This is a genomic window from Enterobacter sp. Lyrl_3, assembly GCF_051948675.1.
GTDB lineage: Bacteria > Pseudomonadota > Gammaproteobacteria > Enterobacterales > Enterobacteriaceae > Enterobacter > Enterobacter cloacae.
The window spans coordinates 36,694-60,814 of sequence record NZ_JAYJLI010000009.1 but is presented as its reverse complement, the minus strand read 5'-3'; the positions used below and the strand labels follow the sequence as shown (position 1 = coordinate 60,814).

The 24,121-nt window shown below is 56.4% G+C and carries 20 protein-coding genes and 1 pseudogene; 13 read left to right on the top strand and 8 right to left on the bottom strand.

Annotated elements, in window-relative coordinates:
• Positions 1–9 precede the first annotated feature (9 nt).
• The 8 genes and pseudogenes from VF709_RS16485 to VF709_RS16450 all read left to right on the top strand — a co-directional run bounded on the left by VF709_RS16485 (position 10) and on the right by VF709_RS16450 (position 7,493).
• Positions 10–2,272 (top strand): annotated as a pseudogene (locus VF709_RS16485) (NtaA/DmoA family FMN-dependent monooxygenase).
• 9 nt (positions 2,273–2,281) lie between these two features.
• A complete protein-coding gene (locus VF709_RS16480) occupies positions 2,282–2,791 on the top strand; it encodes a GNAT family N-acetyltransferase (RefSeq protein ID WP_013096497.1) in 510 nt (169 codons plus the stop codon).
• A 9-nt stretch (positions 2,792–2,800) separates the two neighbouring features.
• The gene (locus tag VF709_RS16475) at positions 2,801–3,733 is read left to right on the top strand and encodes an amino acid ABC transporter permease (RefSeq protein ID WP_440231983.1); all 933 of its coding nucleotides are present in this window, start codon (positions 2,801–2,803) and stop codon (positions 3,731–3,733) included.
• Positions 3,717–4,490, top strand: coding sequence for an amino acid ABC transporter ATP-binding protein (locus VF709_RS16470; RefSeq protein ID WP_440231955.1), 774 nt, complete (start codon positions 3,717–3,719; stop codon positions 4,488–4,490). Before VF709_RS16475 ends, VF709_RS16470 begins: the two co-directional genes overlap by 17 nt.
• Positions 4,491–4,499: 9 nt before the next feature.
• Complete coding sequence (locus VF709_RS16465; RefSeq protein ID WP_029883358.1) at positions 4,500–5,387, top strand: ABC transporter substrate-binding protein; 888 nt, start codon at positions 4,500–4,502, stop codon at positions 5,385–5,387.
• Between the two features lie 41 nt (positions 5,388–5,428).
• Positions 5,429–6,046: a glutathione S-transferase family protein gene (locus tag VF709_RS16460; protein WP_149896711.1), complete on the top strand. Its 618-nt coding sequence runs from the start codon at positions 5,429–5,431 to the stop codon at positions 6,044–6,046.
• Positions 6,047–6,083: 37 nt separating this feature from the next.
• Positions 6,084–6,314, top strand: a complete 231-nt coding sequence (gene pptA / locus VF709_RS16455) for a tautomerase PptA (RefSeq protein ID WP_023621239.1) — start codon at positions 6,084–6,086, stop codon at positions 6,312–6,314.
• Between the two features lie 177 nt (positions 6,315–6,491).
• The gene (locus VF709_RS16450) at positions 6,492–7,493 is read left to right on the top strand and encodes a Kdo(2)-lipid IV(A) acyltransferase (RefSeq protein WP_057072323.1); all 1,002 of its coding nucleotides are present in this window, start codon (positions 6,492–6,494) and stop codon (positions 7,491–7,493) included.
• A 37-nt stretch (positions 7,494–7,530) separates the two neighbouring features.
• On the opposite strand, the gene VF709_RS16445 is transcribed toward VF709_RS16450, so the two are convergent.
• Entirely contained in the window at positions 7,531–9,216 is a 1,686-nt protein-coding gene (locus VF709_RS16445; protein WP_058651306.1) for an NAD-dependent malic enzyme, read from the bottom strand.
• Positions 9,217–9,593: 377 nt separating this feature from the next.
• Between VF709_RS16445 and VF709_RS16440 the strand changes: the two genes are divergently transcribed.
• Together VF709_RS16440 and VF709_RS16435 are read left to right on the top strand one after the other, a co-directional pair.
• The gene (locus tag VF709_RS16440; RefSeq protein ID WP_048972818.1) at positions 9,594–10,922 is read left to right on the top strand and encodes a 2-hydroxycarboxylate transporter family protein; all 1,329 of its coding nucleotides are present in this window, start codon (positions 9,594–9,596) and stop codon (positions 10,920–10,922) included.
• Positions 10,923–11,043: 121 nt separating this feature from the next.
• A complete protein-coding gene (locus tag VF709_RS16435; RefSeq protein WP_013096506.1) occupies positions 11,044–11,676 on the top strand; it encodes a DNA-binding protein in 633 nt (210 codons plus the stop codon).
• 31 nt (positions 11,677–11,707) lie between these two features.
• Here the strand turns inward: VF709_RS16435 and VF709_RS16430 are convergent, their stop codons facing one another.
• Positions 11,708–12,007 (bottom strand): ArsR/SmtB family transcription factor, encoded by a 300-nt coding sequence (locus tag VF709_RS16430; protein ID WP_013096507.1) that lies wholly within the window; start codon positions 12,005–12,007, stop codon positions 11,708–11,710.
• Positions 12,008–12,168: 161 nt separating this feature from the next.
• Here VF709_RS16430 and fusA point away from each other — a divergent pair, with 161 nt between their 5' ends.
• Positions 12,169–14,268 (top strand): elongation factor G, encoded by a 2,100-nt coding sequence (gene fusA, locus VF709_RS16425; RefSeq protein WP_058678651.1) that lies wholly within the window; start codon positions 12,169–12,171, stop codon positions 14,266–14,268.
• 35 nt (positions 14,269–14,303) lie between these two features.
• Here the strand turns inward: fusA and VF709_RS16420 are convergent, their stop codons facing one another.
• Complete coding sequence (locus VF709_RS16420) at positions 14,304–14,876, bottom strand: flavin reductase family protein (RefSeq protein ID WP_149896710.1); 573 nt, start codon at positions 14,874–14,876, stop codon at positions 14,304–14,306.
• A gap of 108 nt (positions 14,877–14,984) precedes the next feature.
• Here VF709_RS16420 and nhoA point away from each other — a divergent pair, with 108 nt between their 5' ends.
• Positions 14,985–15,821 carry an N-hydroxyarylamine O-acetyltransferase gene (nhoA, locus tag VF709_RS16415; protein WP_038419511.1) on the top strand — a complete coding sequence of 279 codons (837 nt, stop codon included), beginning with the start codon at positions 14,985–14,987 and terminating at the stop codon, positions 15,819–15,821.
• A gap of 115 nt (positions 15,822–15,936) precedes the next feature.
• On the opposite strand, the gene VF709_RS16410 is transcribed toward nhoA, so the two are convergent.
• Positions 15,937–16,650 carry an isochorismatase family protein gene (locus VF709_RS16410; protein ID WP_029883346.1) on the bottom strand — a complete coding sequence of 238 codons (714 nt, stop codon included), beginning with the start codon at positions 16,648–16,650 and terminating at the stop codon, positions 15,937–15,939.
• A 229-nt stretch (positions 16,651–16,879) separates the two neighbouring features.
• Here VF709_RS16410 and VF709_RS16405 point away from each other — a divergent pair, with 229 nt between their 5' ends.
• Positions 16,880–17,329 (top strand): hypothetical protein, encoded by a 450-nt coding sequence (locus tag VF709_RS16405; RefSeq protein WP_029883345.1) that lies wholly within the window; start codon positions 16,880–16,882, stop codon positions 17,327–17,329.
• 87 nt (positions 17,330–17,416) lie between these two features.
• On the opposite strand, the gene narI is transcribed toward VF709_RS16405, so the two are convergent.
• The 4 genes from narI to VF709_RS16385 are packed head-to-tail and all read right to left on the bottom strand — an operon-like array spanning position 17,417 to position 24,070.
• The gene (narI, locus tag VF709_RS16400; protein WP_013096512.1) at positions 17,417–18,097 is read right to left on the bottom strand and encodes a respiratory nitrate reductase subunit gamma; all 681 of its coding nucleotides are present in this window, start codon (positions 18,095–18,097) and stop codon (positions 17,417–17,419) included.
• Positions 18,094–18,789: a nitrate reductase molybdenum cofactor assembly chaperone gene (gene narW, locus VF709_RS16395; protein ID WP_029883344.1), complete on the bottom strand. Its 696-nt coding sequence runs from the start codon at positions 18,787–18,789 to the stop codon at positions 18,094–18,096. Before narW ends, narI begins: the two co-directional genes overlap by 4 nt.
• The gene (gene narH / locus VF709_RS16390; protein WP_029883343.1) at positions 18,789–20,333 is read right to left on the bottom strand and encodes a nitrate reductase subunit beta; all 1,545 of its coding nucleotides are present in this window, start codon (positions 20,331–20,333) and stop codon (positions 18,789–18,791) included. Before narH ends, narW begins: the two co-directional genes overlap by 1 nt.
• Positions 20,330–24,070: a nitrate reductase subunit alpha gene (locus VF709_RS16385; RefSeq protein ID WP_187170739.1), complete on the bottom strand. Its 3,741-nt coding sequence runs from the start codon at positions 24,068–24,070 to the stop codon at positions 20,330–20,332. Before VF709_RS16385 ends, narH begins: the two co-directional genes overlap by 4 nt.
• Positions 24,071–24,121: the final 51 nt, after the last annotated feature.

The window sequence follows — 24,121 nt, the reverse complement described above, 5'->3', positions numbered from 1 at the left end:
GAGGTGAATATGTCTGCAACCCGACAATTGCGGCTGGGGACCATTTTGCACGGTGCTTCCGGGAATATGTCCGCCTGGCGCCATCCTGCGGCGGTGGCCGATGCCAGTATTAATTTTGATTTCGTCAAAGCGACGGCGTTAAAAGCAGAGGAGGGCAAGCTCGACTTTTTATTCGTAGCCGATGGCCTCTACATTAATGAGAAGTCGATCCCGCATTTTTTAAATCGCTTTGAGCCGTTAACGGTGCTCTCCGCGCTGGCGAGCATTACCTCGCGTCTGGGGCTGGTGGGCACGTTATCCACCTCCTACAGCGAACCTTTTACCGTGGCGCGCCAGTTTGCCAGCCTGGATCATTTCAGCAACGGCCGTGCGGGCTGGAACGTCGTGACCTCGCCGCTGGAAGGGTCGGCCAGGAACTTCTCGCGTGAAAAACACCCCGAGCACGCGCTGCGCTACCGCATTGCGGATGAGTATCTCGATGTGGTGAAAGGGCTGTGGGACTCGTGGGAAGGCGATGCCTTTGTGCGCAACAAAGAGAGTGGTCAGTTTTTTGACCCCGCCAAACTGCATACCCTGGATCACCGGGGTGATTTCTTCCAGGTTGCCGGGCCGCTCAATATTGGTCGCACGCCGCAGGGACGTCCGATTGTGTTCCAGGCGGGCGCATCGGACGACGGTAAAAAGCTGGCTGCGAAGCATGCCGATGCGATCTTCACCCACCATGAAACTCTCGAAGAAGCACAAGCGTTCTATCGTGATGTGAAGCAGCAGCTGGAAAACAACGGTCGTCGTGCCTCTGATTTGCACATCTTCCAGGGCGTGAGCGTGATTGTCGGAAAAGATGCCGAAGATGTGGAAAACCAGTACCAGACCACCGCGGCGCTGGTGTCGGTTAAGGATGCCCTCAATTATCTCGGACGCTATTTCGAACATCACGATTTCAGTCAGTATCCGCTCGACGAGCCGTTCCCGGACCTCGGCGATCTGGGGAAAAACAGCTTCCGCAGCACCACGGATGAGATAAAGCGTAATGCCCGCGAACGTCAGCTGACGCTGCGTCAGGTCGCGCTGGAAGCGGCCTCACCACGCCCCCGTTTTTCCGGTACGCCGGAGCAGGTGGCGGACGGCCTGCAGGCGTGGTTCGACGGCTATGCAGCCGACGGCTTCATCATCCAGGGCGGGACACCCGATACCTTCCCGCGCTTTGTTGACCAGGTGGTGCCGGTGCTACAGGCCCGCGGCCTGTTTCGCACTGACTACCCCGGGACCACGCTGCGCGACAGCCTGGGCCTGGACGAACCCAAAAATAAGTTCACACAACAATAAAAGAGAACCCGCTATGCAGAAACCATCGCTTATTCTGGCGCTCGCGCTGGCCTTTACCCCTGCCGTCTGGGCAGAGAATGTGAACATTAACGGCACCGGCGTGAGCATTGAGGCCAACAAAACGCCGATCAATACCGCCAAAAACGGCGATGCCATCGCGCAGTTGCCGAAAGATTATCGCTTTGCCGTGCCGGGGAAATTTACCGTCGCGGTGGCGGGCCTCAATCAACCGCCGCTGACGGTTTTCTCGGATGACAACAAAACGCTTCTGGGAAGCGAAGTTGACGTGGCCCGTCTGGTGGCGGATAGCCTCGGGCTGGAGCTGAACGTGGTGCCAACCTCCTGGGAGGACTGGCCGCTGGGGGTGGCCTCCGGGAAATACGATGCGGCGATCAGCAACATCACCGTGACTAAAGCGCGTAAGGAGAAGTTTGATTTCGCCACCTACCGTAAGGATTCGCTCGGTTTCTATGTGAAATCAACCAGTCCAATCACATCCCTGCAGAAGGCGGAGGACATTGCCGGGCTGCGGATTATTGTGGGCTCAGGCACTAACCAGGAGGCCATCCTGCTGGCATGGAATGCCGAAAACCTTAAGAAGGGACTGAAACCGTTTACCCCGGTCTACACCAAAGATGACGCGGCACAAACGCTGGCGCTCCAGTCCGGGCGTGCGGATGCGTATTTTGGCCCAAACGTGATTGGCGCGTGGAAAGCGGCGCTGACCGGTAAAACCAAACTGGTGGGAAGCGTTGACGGCGGCTGGCCGAAGGCGGCGCATATCGCGGTGACGCTGAAAAAAGGCAGCGGCCTGGTGGAACCGGTGCAGACCGCGCTTAATGGCGTGATCAAAAACGGCGATTACGACAAAGTGCTGAACCGCTGGGGAGAAGGGGTGGAACGCATCCCGCAGTCGGAAGTCAACCCGGCCGGTCTGGGTGATTAAGGAGGCGTTATGAGCGAACAATTTCGTGACGTTTCGCCGGAAGATGCCGATCTTCAGCCCATCATAAATGGGCTGTTCGGTGAATACGCTGCCCGCTACGGTGACTATTTTTCGAAAGATGCTGAGGTCGAGCTCACCGAGTGGTATCTGGCGCCGCAGGGGCTGTTTATCGTCCTGGAGCGTGACGGGAAGATTATTGCCACCGGGGCGTACAAACCCTTCGACGAACGCACCGCAGAAATCAAACGCATCTGGACGGACAAAAGCCTGCGTCAGCAGGGGCTTGCGGGGCGCGTGGTGCAGGAGCTGGAGCGCCGGGCGGTGCTGGCAGGCTACAGCCAGATCTACCTGACCACCGGTTTTCGCCAGCCGGAAGCGGTACGGCTCTATCTTAGCCAGGGTTACCAGCCGCAGTTCGATCTCAACCGCGATCCGGAAGAGTACAGCCAGCCCCCGTTTGATGGTCGGTTGCGTTTCACCAAAACGCTGGTTCGTGAAGCGTTAAGTAAAACCGCATGAGGTACGATGATGAGCAACGTTGAAACCATAAAAGTGGTCCCGGCGCGTTATCCGCTACGGGCCGTCGGTGCCGTGGTGGCGCTGTTTGTCCTGGCGGTCGTTGTCCAGTCCGTCGCCTTTAACCCGCGCTGGGAGTGGTCTGTGTTTGCCCGCTGGTTCTTCGACCCGGTGATCCTTGAAGGCGTCGGCCAGACATTACTGCTGACGCTGATCGGCACCGCGCTGAGCGTGATTTTGGGCGGTATGCTGGCGCTGGCGAGACTCTCGTCATCCTGGCTGCTGAGCAGCCTGGCCTGGGGCTATATCTGGCTGTTTCGCTCGCTGCCCCTGATTGTAGTGCTGATCATCCTTTATAACTTTTCCTATCTCTACGACACGCTCTCGCTCGGGGTGCCGTTCACCGGCATGACCTGGGGCAGCTTTGAAACCATCAATGTGCTGGGGCAATTCTCTACCGCCGTTGTCGGGCTAACGCTGGTGCAGAGCGCCTATACCGCGGAGATCATTCGCGGGGGCTTCCTCGGCGTGGATCATGGTCAGTATGAAGCGGCCGCTGCGCTGGGGCTACCGGCCTGGCGTCGTACGGTGCGGATCATTCTGCCGCAGGCACTGCGCACCATACTGCCGTCCGGGTTTAACGAAATCATCAGTCTCGCGAAGGGGACGGCGATGGTTTACGTGCTGGCCATGCCGGAGCTGTTCTACACCATCCAGATGATTTACAACCGCACGCAGGAGGTGATCCCGCTGCTGATGGTAGGTGCCGCCTGGTACCTGGTGATTACCACCGTGTTGTCCGCTATCCAGTATGGTGTTGAGCGGGGACTGGCCCGCAGCGAACGTCGCTCGGCGGTGAATCAGAACCGTACCCTCAGCCGTACCCGTTCCCGTTCCGTCACCACCACGCCCGCACAGGAGCCCGTCCATGCAAGCCCCTCATGAAGGACATATTTCCATTACCGGCGTCAGTAAATTCTTTGGTCGCCATAAAGCGCTCGATAACGTGTCGCTTGAGATCCCACCGGGATCCGTCACGGTGATCCTCGGACCGTCCGGCTCCGGTAAATCGACCCTGCTGCGTACCATCAACCACCTTGAGCGCGTCGACGAAGGGTTTATTCAGATTGACGGGGATTACATCGGCTATCGCCGTCGGGGTGACAAACTCTACGAGTTAAAAGAGAAAGAGATCCTCAAACAGCGCGTCAATGTGGGTTATGTGTTCCAGAACTTTAATCTCTTCCCGCATCTCACGGTGCTGGAAAACCTGATTGAAGCGCCTGTCGCCCATAAAAAACTGAGCAAAAAAGAGGCCGTTGAGCAGGCGTATAGCCTGCTGGATGTGGTGGGGCTGCGTGATAAAGCGGATGCCTGGTCGCGCCATCTCTCTGGCGGGCAGCAGCAGCGCATCGCCATTGCCCGCGCGCTGGCGCTGCGTCCGCGGGTCATGCTGTTTGATGAACCCACCTCGGCGCTGGACCCGGAGCTGGTGGGCGAAGTGCTGGATGTCATCAAGAAACTCGCCCGATCCGGCACCACGCTGGTGGTGGTCACCCATGAGATCGGCTTCGCCAGAGAAGTAGCGGATCAGGTGGTGTTTATGGTCGACGGTAAAATTGTGGAGCAGGGCAGCAGCCACGAGGTGCTGAACCGGCCATCGCACGCGCGAACGCGTCAGTTCCTTTCACGAGTCCTGTAAGGAGTACCCATGAAATATGGACTTCTGGCAGGGCTGGCCTTTACCGCCGCCAGCCATGCCAGTATTGATTTAAAAGCCAACGAGCAGCCGCTGCCGGTGACGGTGGATCAGCAGGCGGTGGCGAAGATCCCCGCTCATTACAAATTTGTCGAGCCGGGAACCCTCACGGTGGCCATTTCTGCGCTTAACTCACCGCCGCTGGCCCTGCTTGCCAGCGACAACCGTACGCGAATCGGCAGCGATCCGGATATCGCCCGGCTGCTGGCAGGCAGCCTGGGGCTAAAACTGAAGCTCGTTCCCACCGCCTGGGAAGACTGGCCGCTGGGGATCACTTCCGGGCGCTATGACGTGGCGCTGGTGAACATTGCGGTGACCGAACAGCGCAAAGAGAAGTTTGATTTTGCGACCTATCGCGTCGATTCGCTGGCGTTTACGGTGAAATCCACCAGTCCGGTGCGGTCGATTAACGGTCCTGAAGATCTTGCGGGTAGAAAGGTTATTGTCGGATCCGGCACCAATCAGGAGCGCATCCTGTTAGGCTGGAACGAGGAGAATAAAAAGGCCGGGCGTGAGCCCGCGCTGCCGGTGTACCTGACGGATGATGCCTCGGGCAATCTTTATATTCAGTCCGGGCGGGCGGATGTGTTCTTTGGACCACAGTCGGTCGCGGCGTATAAAGCCGCGCTGACCGGTAAAACGCGCGTTGTCGGGCTGGGCCCGAAAAAAGCGTATGTCGCCACGACCACCAAAAAAGGCAATCAACTGGTCTACGCCCTGCAGGCCGCGCTGGACGGCGCGATCACGCGCGGGGAGTATCAGAAGGTGCTGGCGCGCTGGGGAGAGCAGGGCGAAGCGGTGACACACTCGGAGGTTAACCCGCCTGGGATCACGTATTAATTGTGCTCTACACTTAGGATTTTCACTCCTGAGAGGGCAACATGATCAAACTTTATGGTGCACCCGGCTGGGGCTCGGCAATCAGCGAAGTGATGCTGACTCTGGCAGACATCCCTTACGAGTTTATTAATGTGGACGGGTTTGATGCGCCCGGTCCGCAGCGCGAATTGCTGCAAAGACTCAATCCATTGTGTCAGGTGCCGACACTGGCGCTGGAAAATGGCGCGATCATGACCGAAACAGCCGCCATCGCCCTGATGGTGCTCGACAGGTGTCCCGATCTGGCGCCGCCCGTCGGACAGGCAGAACGTCAGCAGTTTCAGCGCTTGCTTATCTGGTTTGTCGCGAACGTCTATCCGACCTTTACCTATGCCGATTATCCCGAACGCTGGGTGCCTGACGCACCGGAACAGTTGAAGAAAAATTGTATCGAATACCGCAAATCCCTCTATTTGTGGTTCGATAGCCAGCTCAAAGCGGCCCCGTTTGCGCTGGGTGAACAGCTTACGCTACTCGACGTCTATATTGCGGTCGCACATACCTGGGGGCCACGGCATGCGTGGTTTGCCGAGAATACGCCAAAGATAACGGCCATTGCAGACGCCGTGTGTCAGCTTCCTGAACTGCACAAGGTGTTAAAGGCAAACGGCATTATCTGATAACGTGTAAACCTGATTCATAACAGGAAGCCTGCACATGCCACATGTAGATATCAAATGTTTTCCCCGGGATTTAAACGACGAACAAAAAAATGCGCTGGCGGCAGATATTGCCGAGGTGATAATTCGTCATTTCAACAGTAAAGACAGTTCAGTGTCGGTGGCGTTAAACCAGGTTAATCCTGAAGACTGGAAAGCGCAGGTCTGGGACAGCGAAATTGGCCCGAATCTGGATTCGTTGATTAAAAAGCCCGGCTATTCGATGTAATTTTATTTGTCGGGCAGCGGCCTCGTTGACCCGGCATTTAAGTTTCTCCCGACATTTCGCAAAAATCGATAATACGATCCTGTGACGTTTCCGTTACACTTTCCCTCTCTAAAACTTTCACGAAATCATCTGGTAAGCACAGCAGTTGCGTTAAATTCAGTACAGGATAATTTTCTCATGACAAAATTACCTCAGTTCTCACTCGCCTTTTTTCATCCTCGTTACTGGCTCAGCTGGACAGGCATTGCAGCGCTCTGGTGCATTGTGCAGCTCCCGTATCCCCTTTTATTAAGAATCGGACACGGGCTTGGTCGTCTGGCCATGCGTTTGCTTCCCCGTCGTGTGGACATCGCTCGCCGCAACCTTGAGCTCTGTTTTCCCGACATGAAAAAGGATGAGCGCGAAAAGCTACTGCAGCGTAATTTTGAATCGGTTGGCATGGGCGTCATCGAAACCGGGATCGCCTGGTTCTGGCCTGACTGGCGGGTGCGTAAATGTTTCAGCGTCAGCGGATATGAACATATGGAAGAGGCCCGGGCGCGCGGAAACGGTGTGGTGCTCATCGGTATGCATTTTCTCACGCTTGAACTGGGGGCGAGGATCTTTGGTATGCTCAACCCGGGTGTCGGTGTTTATCGCCCTAACAATAATGCGCTGCTGGACTGGCTGCAGACGCGCGGCCGTCTGCGCTCAAATAAAACCATGCTGGATCGCTATGACCTGAAGGGCATGATCCGCGCCCTGAAGCAGAATGACATTCTCTGGTATGCCCCGGATCATGACTACGGTAAAACCAACAGCGTGTTTGTACCGTTCTTTGCGGTTCCTGATGCCGCGACAACCGCCGGAAGTTATATGCTGGTGAAGAGTGCCAGACCGGCGGTGATCCCGTTCGTTCCACGCAGAAAGGCAGACGGCAGCGGTTACGAACTGATTATTCTTGAAGATATCGGCGAAATGCTGCAGGGCGGTGATAAAGCGTCGGTAGCCACGCAAATGAACAGGGCGATTGAGCGCGCGGTGCTGATGGCGCCGGAGCAATATATGTGGTTGCACCGACGCTTCAAAACCCGTCCTGAAGGCCAGCCGGACAGATATGCGCGCAAAAAAAGCGTGGTCACTTCCAACAGAACTGTATCTACAGGCGACATGCCTGAACAGTCAGGCATTCAGCACTAAAGTATGCCCTCACCGTAACGTGAGGGCAGGCTGACGGCTACAGCGCAGCCCTGCGGTACGGCGCATAATCTGCTTGCCACCAGGTCTCTTCAATCCGCGCCAGCAACATCTCATCCTCCATGGCTGGCGCAACACCTTGCTCAATGGCCGCTCGGGCGACGGCAAACGCGATATGGCGTGACACCGTTTCTATATGATCCACCGGCGGCAATAACCCGCCTTTTTCGGTTGTCACCAGCGGCGACTGCGCGGCCAGGCTGTGGCTTGCCGCCATCAGCATCTCCTCGGTGACCCGGCGTGCATGGCAGGCCAGAATACCCAGCCCCAGCCCGGGGAATACATAGGCGTTATTACACTGGGCAATATCGTACTGCTCGCCCTGCCAGAACACCGGCGCAAACGGGCTGCCGGTGGCGACGAGCGCGGCGCCCTGTGTCCAGGCAATGAGATCCTGCGGTTGCGCCTCCGCGCGGGATGTGGGGTTAGAAAGCGGCATAATCACCGGACGCGGGCAGTGGCGATGCATCTCTTTCACAATCTCTTCGCTGAAGAGGCCCGGCTGGCCTGAGACCCCAATCATTACCGTCGGATGCGCGTTTTTAACCACGTCCATCAGCGAAATATTGTTCGACTCAACCTGCCAGTCGCGGATCGCCTCGCGCGCCGTGAGCAGGTTTTTCTGGAAGTCGAGGAGGTTGGTCATATCGTCAGTCAGCAGGCCAAAGCGATCGACCATAAAGATCCGACTGCGGGCTTCGGCTTCGGTTAGCCCGTCATCCATCATCAGCGCCACGATTTTTTCGGCGATGCCGCAACCGGCGGATCCGCTCCCCAGGAAGACCACGCGCTGATCGCGAACACGGGTCCCGGCAGCATGGGCGGCAGCAATCAGCGTGCCCGCGGTCACGGCGGCGGTACCCTGGATATCGTCGTTGAAACAGCACAGCTGGTCGCGGTAGCGCTGCAGCAGTCTGGTGGCGTTTTTCTGCGCGAAATCCTCAAACTGCAGCAATACATTGGGCCAGCGCTGCTTCACGGTACTGATAAACATGTCCATAAACTCGGCGTACTGATCGTCGCTGATGCGTGGGTGACGCCAGCCCATATACATGGGATCGTCCAGATGCTGCTGATTATTGGTGCCGACATCGAGCATAATCGGCAGAGTAGACGCCGGGTGGATCCCGCCGCAGGCGGTATATAACGAGAGTTTTCCAATGGGTATTCCCATCCCACCAATTCCCTGATCGCCAAGCCCCAGAATACGCTCTCCGTCGGTCACGACGATGACGCGAATATCATTGCGTGAGAAGCTTTGCAGCATTTCATCGATACGGTGACGATTGGGCCAGGAAATAAACAGCCCACGCGCGCGGCGATAAATAGTCGAGAAGTGTTCGCACGCTTCTCCTACCGTGGGGGTATAGATAATGGGTAACGTCTCTTTCAGGTGCGAACGCAACAGGTTGTAAAACAGCGTCTCATTAGTATCCTGGATATTACGCAGATAAACGTGGCGGGAAATATCGCTTTTAAAATGACAGAATTGTACCCAGGCGCGTTCGGTTTGTTCCTCGATGGTTTCAACGTTGTGTGGCAACAAACCGTGCAGATTAAAGTTATCGCGTTCTTCTTTAATAAATGCGAGCCCTTTATTTAATAACGGGTTTTCCAGTAATACAGCGCCGCTATAAGGGGTATACAGTACTTCTTTGCGAGACATGAATGACTCCTGAATTTCAATAATCGGATAAGGTTCAGTTGCAGGCGCAGGTTTATTTATGTCTGTCGTTTCGCGCTAATCTAGCGGTTAAGGATCATAGGCGTAGTGATAACGGTCACAGTCTTTCTGGTTTAATTAATTTCAAAACACCGATGCGGCGATTAAAAACTTTAGTTACGAAAAGATGAATTAAGTTATTTAAAAACAAATTCTCGTGCTGTTCACATTTCCGGCGAAATCGCCATGCTAATTTCTCGATGAACCATTTTTATAAATGGCAATTTGAATACGATTAAATATTAAAGCTTTATTAAGTACAGGCCAATTACGATTTATTCCTGTTTATTGATATCCGAACCTACTAATCCGGTGATTATATGAAAGATAATTCTGTAACCACGTCTCCAGTCGCTTCACGTTTTGCTTTTGGGTTGAGCAATGCTGAAGTTGGCGCGGTCCCGTTGATGCTGTTTGTCGGGATCGCGGCCATTGTGGCCACCTCCGCGTGGGCGGAGCTGCTGCCGAAAAACATGATCGGTGGACTCGCGGTGATCATGACGCTCGGTTTCGCCTTTGCCAAAATTGGCCGACAAATCCCGCTGCTGAAAGATATTGGTGGCCCGGCAATATTGTGCCTGATGCTGCCCTCGGTGCTGGTCTATTTTGGCGTATTCGAGAAACACACCCTGGATACGGTTCACCTGTTGATGAAAGAGGCCAATTTGCTCTATTTCGTCATCGCCTGTCTGGTGGTGGGGAGCATTTTGGGGATGAACCGCGTGCTGTTGATTCAGGGGATGATCCGCATGTTCGTTCCGCTGGTGGTGGGTACCCTGATGGCCGTGCTGACCGGCTTACTCGTTGGTTCGCTGTTTGGCTATACGCCGTATCACACCTTCTTCTTCATCATCGTACCGATTATCGGCGGAGGGATTGGCGAGGGAATTTTACCGTTGTCGCTGGCCTATTCGGCGATACTGGGTCAGACACCTGACGTCTACGTGGCGCAACTGGCACCCGCCGCCGTAGTGGGGAATATTTTTGCCATTATTTGTGCGGGTACGCTGGCGCGCCTCGGGGCAAAACGTCCCTCGCTTTCAGGCAATGGCATGTTAACCCGCAGCAAAGATGACACAAGCCTGTTTGCCAGCGCGCAGAGCGTACAGCAGACGGATTTCCATCTGATGGGGGGCGGGCTGCTGATGGTGTGTGCGTTTTTCATCGTTGGCGGACTGTTTGAGAAGCTGGTGCATATTCCCGGCCCGGTATTGATGATCCTCATCGCCGTGCTGTGCAAATACTTCAAGGTGATCCCGGCCTCCATGGAGCAGGGGGCGCACAGTTGCTATAAATTCGTCTCCGCTGCGCTGGTCTGGCCGTTGATGATTGGTCTCGGCATGCTGTACGTGCCGCTCGAGAGCGTGGTGTCGGTCTTTTCGGTGGGATACGTGGTGGTGTGCGGTTCGATCGTCATCGCAATGGCGCTGAGCGGCTATTTTATTGCGTCGCGCCTGAATATGTACCCGGTGGAAGCGGCGATTGTCACCTGCTGTCATAGCGGGCTGGGCGGGACAGGGGATGTGGCAATTCTTTCCGCGTCTAACCGCATGTCGCTGATGCCGTTTGCCCAGATTGCGACCCGCATTGGCGGTGCGTCGACGGTGATTTTCGCCACGCTTTTGATGGGCTGGTTAATGGCGCACTGATCCCGGATGTCAGAAGACTGAATCGCAACGACATTTTCAGCACGCCGTTGCGGTTCAGTTCTTTATAAATATCACTGCGCTGGATAGAATTACCGCATTCACAGCGACGGGAAACCGCACGATGACCGGAAGAGTTGATTACCAGATTGAAAAATTTCTCTTTACCGAAGCCGCCGAACCGGAACGTCTGACGCGCCAGTGGGCGGAGGTACTGGAAGAGTGTCGGGAGCAACAGGCCGGTGCAGAAGAACGTCTTCGTCTGGCGCTGCTGAATGTGGATTACGTCACCAGCTTTGAGCTTCCTTTCCGGTTACTCCTCACCCGCGCCCCGCAGTTAATTGACGGCCTCAGAAAAGAGCTTCAACTCAGCCAAAAAAATGTGCTTTTTAACGGCAAGCGCTTCGGCTGTGTTTATAGCCTGAAAATGAATCTGGACGGGATCCCCGATGAATTTAACTACCACCTGAAAACGCGTATCCAGCGCAGTGATAGCGAAGGGGGGAGCGAAGTGCCGTACCGGCAAATCGCCCAGCAGGTGAAAGCGCCCCGTGAGCGATTAAAGTTAGCGCTGGAAAACGGGCTCGCGGTAACCGCACTCGACGGGCTTTTCTGGTTCGGCATTCAGCGCATCGCGGCCGATGTGCAACGGTTGCGCAAAACGGGGATGAGAATAACCACCTCCGGGACCGAGGTCTTTGATACGCTGACCAGGACCCGACGGCAGATCCCGGTCTATCGTCAGGAAAAAGCGTAGCGTTGCCACGAATATTAACGTAACCGCAGGGCTATTCAGCCCGCAGCAATATCGCCATCAGCCCAGGAAAACGGGCATCCAGATCGTCTCTTCGCAGTGAAATCATATTCTCTCGCCCCTGCGGGCGCTGCCAGATTACACCGCTGTCGCGCAGTACGCGCCAGTGGTGGGTCATGGTGGATTTCACCACATCGTCCGGGCGCAGCGCGTTGCAGCTCAGTTCACTGCCATCGGCCAGCCTGCGGATAATCGATAGCCGGAGCGGGTTGCCGAGAGCAAACAGCACATTTTCCAGCAGTATTTGTTCAGGTTCGGGGTGGTTTGGGATCATCGTTTTCCTGCGTCAACGTTCAGATTGAGCTATATCAACAATAGGTCAACCGTGAAAAAATAGTTCGATAATACTCGTACAATAGGACTATTATAGCAAACGAACACACAGGCGACCATCCCGGTCGTCACAACTCAGTCTTACAGACTTAAGGAAATATTATGCCCCGACCCATCCCTCTCGAACGTTATCGCAACATCGGTATTTCCGCGCATATCGATGCCGGTAAAACGACAACCACCGAACGCATCCTGTTTTACACCGGGATGAGCCACAAGCTGGGTGAAGTACACGATGGCGCGGCAACAACCGACTGGATGGCGCAGGAGCAAGAGCGCGGGATCACCATTACCTCCGCGGCCGTCAGCTGCTTCTGGCCGGGTATGGACAGAGGGTTTGAACCGCACCGGATCAATATCATCGACACCCCGGGGCACGTGGATTTCACCATTGAGGTGGAACGTTCCATGCGCGTGCTGGACGGTGCCGTCATGGTGTACGACTCCGTGGGTGGCGTCCAGCCACAGTCAGAGACCGTCTGGCGTCAGGCGAATAAATATCATGTGCCGCGCCTGGCGTTCGTCAACAAAATGGACCGTCCGGGTGCCGATTTCTTCCGCGTCGTACGGATGATGCAGGAACGCCTGAAGGCGAATCCGGTGCCTGTTGTGATCCCTGTGGGCGCGGAAGAGCATTTCACCGGCGTGGTGGATCTCATCAAGATGCGTACCATTGTGTGGGATGATGCCACACAGGGCATGGTGTTTAACTATGCGCCGGTACCGGACGAATTGCTGAGCACCGCGCAGGAGTGGCGGGAAAAAATGGTCTCTGCGGCAGCAGAAGCCAGCGACGCGCTGATGGATAAATACCTGGAGACGGGCGACCTTGATGAGGCTGAGATCATCAAAGGGCTGCGTATTCGGACCATCTCCGGTGAAATCCAGCCGATGCTGTGCGGCAGCGCCTTTAAAAACAAAGGGGTACAGCGCATGCTCGATGCGGTGATTGAGCTGATGCCATCCCCGCTGGATGTACCGGCCATCGACGGTGTGGACGAAAAAGGGCAGCATGCGGAGCGTCATCCAAGTGATGAAGAGCCGTTTTCTGCGCTGGCGTTCAAACTGATGAGCGATCCGTACGTCGGGCAACTGACCTTTATCCGCGTTTACTCTGGCGTGTTGAGAAAAGGCGACGCGGTGTACAACCCGGTGAAGGGCAAGAAAGAGCGTATCGGACGCATCGTGCTGATGCATGCCAACGATCGTCACGAGGTGGACGAGCTGCGCGCCGGTGATATTGCGGCCTGTGTGGGTCTGAAGGATGTGACCACCGGGGACACGCTCACCGATCCGAATGCGATCATCACGCTTGAGCGAATGGAGTTCCCGGACCCGGTGATCTCCCTTGCCATCGAGCCAAAAACCAAGGGCGATCAGGAGAAAATGGGCATTGCCCTGCAACGCCTGGCGGCGGAAGATCCGTCTTTCCGTCTGCATACCGATGAAGAGTCCGGCCAGACGATTATCTCCGGTATGGGTGAGCTACATCTTGAGATTATCGTCGATCGCATGAAGCGTGAGTTTGGCGTCGAGGCGAACATCGGCCGTCCGCAGGTGACCTACCGCGAGACGCTGCGCAAAGCGGTGAAAGATATCGAAGGCAAATTTGTCCGGCAGTCCGGCGGTAAAGGGCAGTACGGGCATGTGGTCCTGAGCCTTGAGCCGTTAGAGCCTGGTAGTGGCTTCAAGTTTGAAGATGCCACGAAGGGTGGCGTGGTGCCGCGTGAGTATATTCCCTCTGTGGAAAAAGGGCTGCGCGAAGCCATGAACAGCGGCGTGCTGGCGGGGTATCCGGTTGTCGATGTAAAAGCGACCCTGACCTTTGGGTCGTATCACGACGTCGACTCCTCGGAAATGGCGTTCCGCATGGCGGCGATCCTCGGGTTTAAAGAGGGCGCTCGCAGAGCGGATCCGGTGATCCTTGAGCCGGTGATGCATGTCGAGGTGGAAACGCCGGAAGAGTACGCCGGTAATATTATGGGCGATCTCTCATCCCGTCGTGGCATGGTGCAGGGCATGGAAGAGCAGTACGGCAGCCAGATTATCCGCGCTGACGTGCCGCTGGCAGAGATGTTTGGATACGCCACCACGCTGCGCTCGATGTCGCAAGGGCGCGCGACCTACACGATGGAGTTCCACCATTTTGCGGAAGCACCGCGCAATGTGGCGGATGAGATTATTGCCCGGCGTGCGAAGTAATACGTTCACCCTCTCCCCGATGGGGGGAGGGTATATCAATCCAGCGCCTTCACCATTTTCCCACTCGCCACAAACGTCCCGGCTCCCAGATGGTGCAGGGTATTCAGCTTATCCCCGTCAAACTGCCAGCGTCCGGCGACAAACGCGCGTTCATCGGCAGCGGCTGAAACCACTTCCCCGAACAGCGTATCGTACTTTTCTGCCGCAGATGTAACGGGTAATAACCGGCACTCCATCCACGCCAGACATTTATCTTCAATGACGGGCAGGCCGAGTGCCGGACCGTTCACCACCGGGATGCCGTAGCAGTTGAATTTGTCTTCGTCGCGCCCGCTAACGCTACCGACCGCGTAGGTCCAGTTGGCGGCGGACACGCCGGGAATGACGATGCCAAATTGCCCGCTGCGTTCAATCAGTTCACGCGACCAGGTGCTTTTATCCACCACAATGGCGATACGCGGTGGTTCAAACTCAACCGGCATCGACCACGCGGCAGCCATAACGTTACGCCTGTCCAGGGTTTCATCCCGACTGGTGATAAGCACGGTAGGACCATGGTTTAAAAGACGGCTGGCATGACGTAATTCAACAGGACGAAAGTGGCTCATAGGGTCTCCTCATCAATAACGATGAGTATGGCGAAAAAGCACGGAAATCAAAGTGGACGCGTAAAATTAGTTTATAAACAGAACATCACTGTTAAAGGAAACTGATGCATGTCCCCATTTCTGACTGCCTATTTCGCCCGCATCGGCTGGAAACAACCGGCTACTGTTGATATCGACACCTTGCGCGCGCTGCATTTACATCACAACTGTGCGATCCCGTTTGAAAATATCGATGTCGTTCTGCCGCGCGAAATACAGCTCGACGATCAAAGCCTTGTCGACAAACTTGTTAAGGCGCGTCGCGGGGGGTATTGCTTTGAACAAAATGGCTTGTTTGAGCGCGTGTTGCGCGAAGTTGGGTTTACGGTGCGCAGCGTGCTGGGACGTGTGGTATTAGCGAATCCACCGCAAATGCCGCCGCGCACGCATCGCCTGTTGCTCGTCGAACTTAACGGCGAGCGCTGGATTGCCGACGTTGGATTTGGCGGCCAGACGCTGACGGCACCGATTCGTCTGCTTGCCAACGAAGAGCAGGAGACGCCGCACGGTCTGTATCGTCTGCTGAGCGAGGGGAACGACTGGGTACTGCAATTCCGTCACCATGAGCACTGGCAGTCGATGTACCACTTTGACCTGACGACACAATATTTCAGTGATTACGTCATGGGGAATTTCTGGTCGGCGCACTGGCCGCAGTCCCATTTCCGCCATCATCTGCTGATGTGCCGCCATCTGCCTGACGGCGGCAAACTGACGCTGACCAACTTCAACTTTACTCACTGGCAAAAGGGCCATGTAGAGGAGCAGATCCATCTTCCCGATGCTGCGGCGCTGTATCAGTTGATGCAGGAGCGCTTCGGGCTGGGTGTTGACGATCCGAAGCACGGTTTTTCACTGGCGGAGCTGACGGCGGTGATGGCTGGTTTTGAAACTCACGGAAAATAGCCGCCTCGCTATCGGCCGCGAAACTCGCGCCGATGGCGAGAAGGCGAGGTGTTATTAAGCCTCCGTGTGCCAGCCAGTATAGAGACCTGGCTGGCGACGGGGATCAAGTCCGGTCTTATTCTGTGACTGGCAGCGCCATAACGTCTTTGGTCGTCATAATCTCGGCAAACACATCGGCAACACCGGCTAATGCCGCACGTTGCAGCGCTTTGTGGTCCACCACGCCACCCTGACCATCATCCAGATCGCGTGTTGCTGTCGCATCTTCAGGGATAATCACGTTATAGCCCAGCGGAACAGCGTCACGTGCGGTAGAGGAAATGCACATGTGCGTCATCAGGCCAATGACTATCACCTTTTTGATCCCTTTTTTCTTTAATTGCGCATCCAGATCGGTGCCAACAAAAGAGCTCGGGGTCGCTTTGGTGATAATGGCATCGCGTGCAGAAGGCTGTAGGTCTTGATGGAACTTGGCATAAACAGACCCTTCGGCAAACAACGGGCTATCCTTTGGCGCTATATGGCGCACGAAGTACACCGGCATCCCCTTTTGATGGGCATAGCTAACCAGCTTTTGACTGTTCTTCAGTACCTTATCGCCATCAGGGATCACCATCTGACCACGAAAATCTTTACCTGCGTAATATTCGTTTTGGATATCCACCACGATTAACGCCGTTTGTGAGGCGGATAAAGACGAAGTCGCCGTTGCGCCTGTCATTGCACGAATGGTTTTGCTATTCGTGCCGGTCGTTTCCTGCGCGCTAGCATAAGTGGAAAAAGTGCTCATCATGCCGATCAGCAATGCTGTACGAAAAAATGGTTTCATCACGCGAACTCCTTCTGTGTTGTGTTCGGGAGCCATTATTCCGCACAGTTGCTCACAGTATGAGTCACCTGGAGGACCAATAACGATACTTTTGGGCCATTATGAGAGGATATTTCGTGGTGGAATTTTCTTCTGCAAAGCGGCATGCTTCAGCCTTCATCGCCCGGTGGCGGCTACGCCTTACCGGGCCTACAGCCCACGCGGCGGCATCATTCGAAGGCATGTTGATATGGAAATCGTTCTGCGAAATAAATTCAGTTCATTGGGTATGTTGCTGGGAGGAATTGCACTCATTCTCTCAATCGTCCAGTTTTCATTCGGCCCGTTTTCGTCAAAGCCGCCAGCGCTTGAAGTTATGGTTGCTGAGAAGGTTTCGGCTGTAAAACAAGGGATAATTGCGGGGCTAAAGGGGGAGCGTCCTGCTGCCCGAACAGAAAAAACAACGGTCGATATCGACCGCATTCTTCTTAATACCGGGATTATTCTCGCTGTTGTGGCTCTGGGGCTTTCGTTCATCGGAGGGATGTGCAAGGAGAGCCGTTGGGGGATCTCCGGGGCACTTCTTTTCTCAGGGCTAACGCTAACGTTCCATGCTGTGCTACTTGCATTCGGATTGATCGTCGCGGTGCTGTTGCTGTTATTTATTCTCTCTCTGATAACCGGAGGGTCAGTAAGTTGACATTAAAGCCCGGTGGCGGCTACGCCTTACCGGGCCGACAGGTGCTTGAACGTAGGTCGGGTAAGGCGAAGCCGCCACCCGACAAAATCAACGGCGCGACCTCACCACCTGATACCGACGGGTAAAGTACTCAAACGGTGCGCTCCACACGTGCACCAAGCGGGTGAACGGGAAGATAAGGAAAATCGTCATCCCCAGCACCAGATGAACGCGGAAGATCGGCGCCACGCCGCTCAGCATTTCTGACGAACCTCCCTTAAACGTCACAATTCCCTGCGCCCAGCCGACCAGCTTCATCATCTCGCTTCCGTCAGGATACTGTGCGGAGAAGGGGATGGTGGTCAGCCCCAGAATGCACTGTATCAGCAGGATACTCATGATGATGATATCCGGCGTGGTGGAAGTGGCGCGCACCCGCTGGTTGAACAGGCGGCGAATCAGCAGCATGGACCCGCCAATCAGCGTCAGCACGCCGCAAATCCCCCCAGCAATCATGGCTAACTGCTGCTTAACCGCGACGGGTAAAAACCAGGCATACATCCAGTGCGGAGTTAGCATGCCGAACAGGTGTCCGAAGAAAATCCCCAGGATCCCAATGTGAAACAGGTTAGAGGCCCAGTTCATACCGCGTTTGCTGAGCATCTGGCTCGATGAGGCGCGCCAGGTGTATTGCCCGTAGTCGTAGCGCAACCAGCTGCCGAGGAAAAACACGGTGGCGCAGATGTAGGGGTAAATGTCATAGAAAAAGACGTTCAGGTAATGTGTCATTTTGGGCCTCCGGCGCTGACGTCTACGTACTGCGGCGCGACGTCCTGGCTAAAGCGTCGTTGATAGTGCTGCATCGGCGAGCTGTCGCACGATGTGGCGTTGTCTTCGATAAACTTGACCTGTTCCTCTTCCCAGACGGCGTCCAGCGCCTGGCGGGTATCATCGCGTTTCTCCGTGGCCACCTGTTTCGCCACGCTGTCGCTGGAAAGCCGCGTTCCGGCCAACACCAGCAGGGCATCGAACAGCTGATAATGGGCCACGCCGCGCTGCTTCAGACGCCCGCCAATCAGCGCCAGGATAGGCGCGACGTTCTGCACCCCTTCGCGCGCCTCGTCGTCCGTAACGATGCTTAGGTACTCCAGATAGAGCGGCAGATAGTCCGGCAGTTCGCGGCAGTCAAGCTGTAGCCCGGCTTTCTCATACTGCCCCATGAGGTCAACCATCGCCTGACCGCGATCGCGAGATTCAGCGTGAACATGCTCGAACAGCAGCAGCGAGGTCGCGCGGCCACGTTCAAATACCTCGCACCACTCGGCCTGTTTATCCAGCAGCGGGGCGCTCAGGTGCTGACGGGCAAACGACAGCAGCATGGGGGCGTCCTGCTCAATGAGCGAAAGCGCTTCCTCGCGATTTTCCCACAGAGTCTCATCGGGATACTCAATCAGCAGCGCGATGATTTTGAGGATCTGCATTACTCTCCCTCCCCATGTTCGCGCACCTCGGTGATGTTGATGGCATCAATCCGGCTGCTGTTGAAGAGGTTAAATTTGGTGTCAGAGCCGTGGCAGCCGTCGCCAAAAGTGAAGCCGCAGCCGTTACGTTCCGGGAAGGCATCGCGCGCCATTTCACGGTGGCTGGTGGGGATCACGAAACGATCCTCATAGTTGGCGATGGCCAGATAGCGGTACATCTCTTCAACCTGTTCCACGGTAAGGCCTACCTCCTCAATCGCACGGGTGTCCGTGACGCCTTCTACCGTCTGGGAGCGCTTGTAGTGTCGCATCGCCATCATGCGTTTAAGGGCGCGCAGCACCGGACCGGTATCCCCCGCGCTAAGCATGTTCGCCAGGTACTGTACCGGGATGCGCAGGCTTTCCACCGCAGGCAGGACGCCGTCGCTCTGCGGCAGGCCGCCTGCGTCAGCGTAGGACTGGATCGGTGACAGCGGCGGCACATACCAGACCATCGGCAGGGTGCGGTACTCGGGGTGCAGCGGCAGGGCGAGCTTCCAGTCCATCGCCATTTTGTAGACCGGGGAGCGCTGGGCCGCATCAATCACGTTCTGCGGAATACCCTGTTTCAGCGCTTCTTCAATCACCGCCGGGTCGTTCGGGTTGAGGAACACGTCGCACTGGCGTTCGTAGAGATCGGTTTCATGCTCGGTGCTGGCGGCCTCCTCAATACGGTCCGCGTCATACAGCAGCACGCCGAGATAGCGGATGCGCCCGACGCAGGTTTCCGAGCAGACGGTCGGCTGGCCGGATTCAATGCGCGGGTAGCAGAAGATGCATTTTTCTGACTTGCCGCTCTTCCAGTTGAAGTAGATCTTTTTGTACGGACAACCGCTGATGCACAGACGCCAGCCGCGGCATTTGTCCTGATCAATCAGCACAATGCCGTCCTCTTCGCGCTTGTAAATGGCGCCGCTCGGGCAGGTGGCGACGCAGCTTGGGTTCAGGCAGTGCTCGCACAGGCGCGGCAGGTACATCATGAAGGTGTTTTCAAACTGGCCGTACATCTCTTTCTGGATCTTCTGGAAGTTACGGTCGCGGGCGCGTTTTTCGAATTCGCCGCCCAGCAGCTCCTCCCAGTTGGGTCCCCAGACGATCTTGTCCATCCGCTTGCCGTCAATCAGCGAGCGCGGGCGAGCGGTAGGGAGGTGATCCCCCTCCGGCGCGCGGTGCAGATCCTGATAATCGAAGGTGAAAGGCTCATAATAATCGTCAATCTGCGGCAGGACGGGGTTAGAAAATATTTTCGACAGCACCCCCATTTTGCCGCCGAGACGCGGCGTCAGCTTACCGTGAATACCGCGGATCCAGCCGCCTTGCCACTCTTCCTGGTCTTCCCAGTTTTTCGGGTAGCCGATCCCCGGTTTGGTTTCGACGTTGTTAAACCACGCATATTCCATGCCTTCACGCCCGGTCCAGACGTTCTTACAGGTGACCGAGCAGGTGTGGCAGCCAATGCATTTATCGAGATTCAGTACCATGCCAACCTGTGAACGTATTTTCATTTTTTCGTCTCCTGTACCTGATCCCGACCTTCGCCATCCAGCCAGTTAATGTTTTTCATTTTGCGGATCATGATGAACTCGTCGCGGTTGGAGCCAACGGTACCGTAATAGTTGAAGCTGTAAGCCAACTGTGCGTAACCGCCAATCATGTGCGTCGGTTTCGGGCAGACGCGGGTCACCGAGTTATGAATACCGCCGCGCCGTCCGGTCACCTCTGAACCCGGAATGTTAAGAATGCGCTCCTGGGCGTGGTACATCATGGTCATACCCGGTGGCACGCGCTGGCTCACCACCGCGCGGGCGGTGAGGGCGCCGTTGGCGTTGAAGGCTTCAATCCAGTCGTTGTCCTCAATGCCCAGCTCACGCGCGTCGGTTTCACTGATCCAGACAATCGGCCCGCCGCGCGACAGGGTCTGCATCAGCAGGTTTTCGCTGTAGGTAGAGTGGATGCCCCATTTCTGGTGCGGCGTCAGGAAGTTGAGCGCTTTTTCCGGGAAGCCGTTCGGCGGGATCTCGCGCATATGGGTAACGCTGCGGGTATCAATCGGCGGACGGTAAGCCACCAGACTTTCGCCGAAGGCGCGCATCCACGGGTGATCCTGATACAGCTGCTGACGGCCGGAGAGGGTGCGCCACGGGATCAGCTCGTGAACGTTGGTATAACCCGCGTTGTAGGAGACATGCTCGCTTTCCAGACCGGACCAGGTCGGGCTGGAGATGATTTTACGCGGCTGCGCCTGAATATCGCGGAAGCGGATTTTTTCATCTTCTTTATTCAGCGCCAGGTGGGTGTGGTCGCGTCCGGTCAGTTCGCCCAGTGCTTCCCACGCCTTCACCGCCACCTGACCGTTGGTTTCCGGTGCCAGCGCGAGGATCACTTCGGCGGCATCAATGGCCGTCTCGATACGCGGACGGCCTTTCGCCGGGCCGTCGAGCTTGACGTAGTTCAGCTTGCCGAGGAACTCGACCTCGTTTTGCGTGTTCCACGAGATCCCTTTCCCGCCGTTGCCGAGCTTGTCCAGCAAGGGGCCGAGGGAGGTAAAGCGCTCCCACGTTTCCGGGTAGTTACGCTCGACGACCGCAATGTTCGGCGCGGTTTTGCCGGGGATCAGATCGCATTCGCCTTTGCGCCAGTCCTGAATATCAAACGGCTGGGACAGTTCCGCCGGGGAATCGTGCTGCAGAGGCTGCAACACGACGTCCGTTTCCGTACCGAGATGGCCGACGCACACGTCAGAGAAAACTTTGGCGATGCCTTTGTAAATCTCCCAGTCGCTGCGCGATTCCCACGCCGGGTCGACGGCGGCAGACAGCGGATGAATAAACGGATGCATGTCGGAGGTGTTCATGTCGTCCTTTTCATACCAGGTGGCGGTTGGCAGGACGATGTCAGAGAACAGGCAGGTGCTGGACATACGGAAATCGAGCGTTACCAGCAGGTCGAGTTTGCCCTCAATGGCGTTAGTCTGCCAGTCGACCTCTTCAGGCTTCACGTCATCGGTCGAGCCTAAATCTTCCCCTTGTATCCCGCTTTCGGTGCCGAGCAAATACTTGAGCATGTACTCGTGGCCTTTGCCGGAGGAGCCAAGCAGGTTCGAGCGCCAGACAAACAGATTGCGCGGGTGGTTTTTACCGCTGTCGGGCTGCTCGCAGGCGAAGCGGATATCGCCCGATTTCAACGCCTGAACGGTGTACTCCTGCGGAGAAAAGCCTGCTGCCTCCGCGCGGGCTTTGATGTGCAGCGGGTTGAGGTTGAGCTGCGGCGCCGACGGCAGCCAGCCCATACGCTCGGCGCGGACGTTGAAGTCGATCAGATGACCAGTGAATCGGGATGCGTCCGCCAGCGGAGAAAGCAGCTCCTGCGCCGTCAGCTTCTCATAGCGCCACTGGCTGGCGTGGTTGTAAAAGAAAGAGGTGCTGTTCATCTGGCGCGGCGGGCGGTTCCAGTCCAGCGCGAAGGCCAGCGGCAGCCAGCCGGTTTGCGGACGCAGCTTCTCCTGGCCCACGTAGTGCGACCAGCCACCACCGCTTTGGCCTACGCAGCCGCAGAAGACCAGCATGTTGATCATGCCCCGGTAGTTCATGTCCATGTGGTACCAGTGGTTTACCCCGGCACCGAGAATGATCATCGAGCGTCCATGCGTTTTGTGCGCCGTGTCGGCAAACTCACGGGCAATTTTTTCAATCAGATACGCGGGGACGCCGGTGATCTGTTCGCCCCAGGCCGGTGTATACGCTTTGATCTCACCATAATTTTCAGCCGCGTTACTGTCTTCCAGACCACGATCGAGACCGTAGTTGGCGAGCACCAGATCGTACACGCTGACCACATGTTTCTGGCTGCCGTCGGCAAGCGTCAGGGTTTTACTCGGCACGCGGCGGGTCAGCACTGGTTCCTGTTTCACGCTGCGAAAATGCGGGTTCTCATTACCGCCAAAGTAGGGGAAGGCGACATCCGCCACGCTGTCGTGGGTGATCAGCAGGGAAAGGGTCAACTCCGTTTCCTGACCCGCAGCCAGCGATTCCAGGTTCCATTTGCCTTTTTCGCCCCAGCGGAAGCCAATGGAACCGTTAGGAACCACCAGATTACCGGCAATATCAAAGGCGACGGTTTTCCACTCCGGGTTGTTGGCTTCGCCCAGCCCGTCAACAAGGTCGGACGCCCGCAGCATGCGTCCCGGCACCAGACGACCATCGGCCTGCTCATCCAGCAGAACCAGCATCGGCATGTCGGTGTAGCGGCGGCAGTAGTTGAGGAAGTAGTCGCTTGGGTTATCGAGGTGGAACTCTTTGAGGATCACATGTCCCATGGCCATCGCCAGCGCGCTGTCGGTCCCCTGTTTGGGGGCGAGCCACTGGTCGCTCAGTTTGGCAACTTCTGAGAAGTCAGGCGTGATGGCAACAGTTTTGGTCCCTTTATAACGAACCTCGGTAAAGAAATGGGCGTCGGGGGTGCGCGTCTGGGGAACGTTAGAGCCCCAGGCGATGATATAGCTGGAGTTGTACCAGTCGGCGGACTCCGGCACGTCGGTCTGCTCGCCCCAGGTCATGGGCGAGGCGGGAGGCAGGTCGCAATACCAGTCATAGAAACTCAGGCAGGTACCGCCGAGCAGAGAGAGATAGCGCGTACCGGCAGCGTAAGAGACCATCGACATCGCCGGAATAGGCGAGAAACCGGCCACGCGGTCCGGGCCATAATTTTTGATGGTCCAGACGTTGGCGGCGGCAATCAGCTGGTTCAGCTCTTTCCAGTTCGAGCGGATAAACCCGCCTTTACCGCGTGCCTGTCGGTAGCTCTGCGCTTTTTGCGGATCGTTTTGAATGGCATCCCAGGCGAGTACCGGGTCGCTGTGCTGCGCCAGCGCCTCGCGCCAGAGTTCAATCAGCCTGCGGCGCACCAGCGGATATTTGAGGCGGTTGGCGCTGTAGAGGTACCAGGAGTAGCTTGCGCCGCGTGGGCAACCGCGTGGCTCATGGTTAGGCAGGTCCGGGCGTGTGCGGGGGTAATCGGTCTGCTGGGTCTCCCAGGTCACCAGTCCGTTTTTGACATAAATCTTCCAACTGCAGGAGCCGGTACAGTTCACGCCGTGGGTAGAGCGCACAATCTTGTCGAACTGCCAGCGCTGGCGGTAGCTGTCTTCCCAGTCCCGGTTGGTGTGATACACCTGCCCGTGCCCATCGGCGAAACTGTCGCCTTTTGTTTTGAAGTAACGAAAGCGGTCCAGCAGTTTGCTCATGACATTTCTCCTGCTTCGATAGCATGGCCGGAGGGTGCTGCATCACGCTCC

Coding starts and splice junctions, on each gene's coding strand:
- VF709_RS16480 (WP_013096497.1), top strand. CDS start 2,282: ATGAGCGAACAATTTCGTGACGTTTCGCCGGAAGATGCCGATCTTCAG.
- VF709_RS16475 (WP_440231983.1), top strand. CDS start 2,801: ATGAGCAACGTTGAAACCATAAAAGTGGTCCCGGCGCGTTATCCGCTA.
- VF709_RS16470 (WP_440231955.1), top strand. CDS start 3,717: ATGCAAGCCCCTCATGAAGGACATATTTCCATTACCGGCGTCAGTAAA.
- VF709_RS16465 (WP_029883358.1), top strand. CDS start 4,500: ATGAAATATGGACTTCTGGCAGGGCTGGCCTTTACCGCCGCCAGCCAT.
- VF709_RS16460 (WP_149896711.1), top strand. CDS start 5,429: ATGATCAAACTTTATGGTGCACCCGGCTGGGGCTCGGCAATCAGCGAA.
- pptA (WP_023621239.1), top strand. CDS start 6,084: ATGCCACATGTAGATATCAAATGTTTTCCCCGGGATTTAAACGACGAA.
- VF709_RS16450 (WP_057072323.1), top strand. CDS start 6,492: ATGACAAAATTACCTCAGTTCTCACTCGCCTTTTTTCATCCTCGTTAC.
- VF709_RS16445 (WP_058651306.1), bottom strand. CDS start 9,216: ATGTCTCGCAAAGAAGTACTGTATACCCCTTATAGCGGCGCTGTATTA.
- VF709_RS16440 (WP_048972818.1), top strand. CDS start 9,594: ATGAAAGATAATTCTGTAACCACGTCTCCAGTCGCTTCACGTTTTGCT.
- VF709_RS16435 (WP_013096506.1), top strand. CDS start 11,044: ATGACCGGAAGAGTTGATTACCAGATTGAAAAATTTCTCTTTACCGAA.
- VF709_RS16430 (WP_013096507.1), bottom strand. CDS start 12,007: ATGATCCCAAACCACCCCGAACCTGAACAAATACTGCTGGAAAATGTG.
- fusA (WP_058678651.1), top strand. CDS start 12,169: ATGCCCCGACCCATCCCTCTCGAACGTTATCGCAACATCGGTATTTCC.
- VF709_RS16420 (WP_149896710.1), bottom strand. CDS start 14,876: ATGAGCCACTTTCGTCCTGTTGAATTACGTCATGCCAGCCGTCTTTTA.
- nhoA (WP_038419511.1), top strand. CDS start 14,985: ATGTCCCCATTTCTGACTGCCTATTTCGCCCGCATCGGCTGGAAACAA.
- VF709_RS16410 (WP_029883346.1), bottom strand. CDS start 16,650: ATGAAACCATTTTTTCGTACAGCATTGCTGATCGGCATGATGAGCACT.
- VF709_RS16405 (WP_029883345.1), top strand. CDS start 16,880: ATGGAAATCGTTCTGCGAAATAAATTCAGTTCATTGGGTATGTTGCTG.
- narI (WP_013096512.1), bottom strand. CDS start 18,097: ATGACACATTACCTGAACGTCTTTTTCTATGACATTTACCCCTACATC.
- narW (WP_029883344.1), bottom strand. CDS start 18,789: ATGCAGATCCTCAAAATCATCGCGCTGCTGATTGAGTATCCCGATGAG.
- narH (WP_029883343.1), bottom strand. CDS start 20,333: ATGAAAATACGTTCACAGGTTGGCATGGTACTGAATCTCGATAAATGC.
- VF709_RS16385 (WP_187170739.1), bottom strand. CDS start 24,070: ATGAGCAAACTGCTGGACCGCTTTCGTTACTTCAAAACAAAAGGCGAC.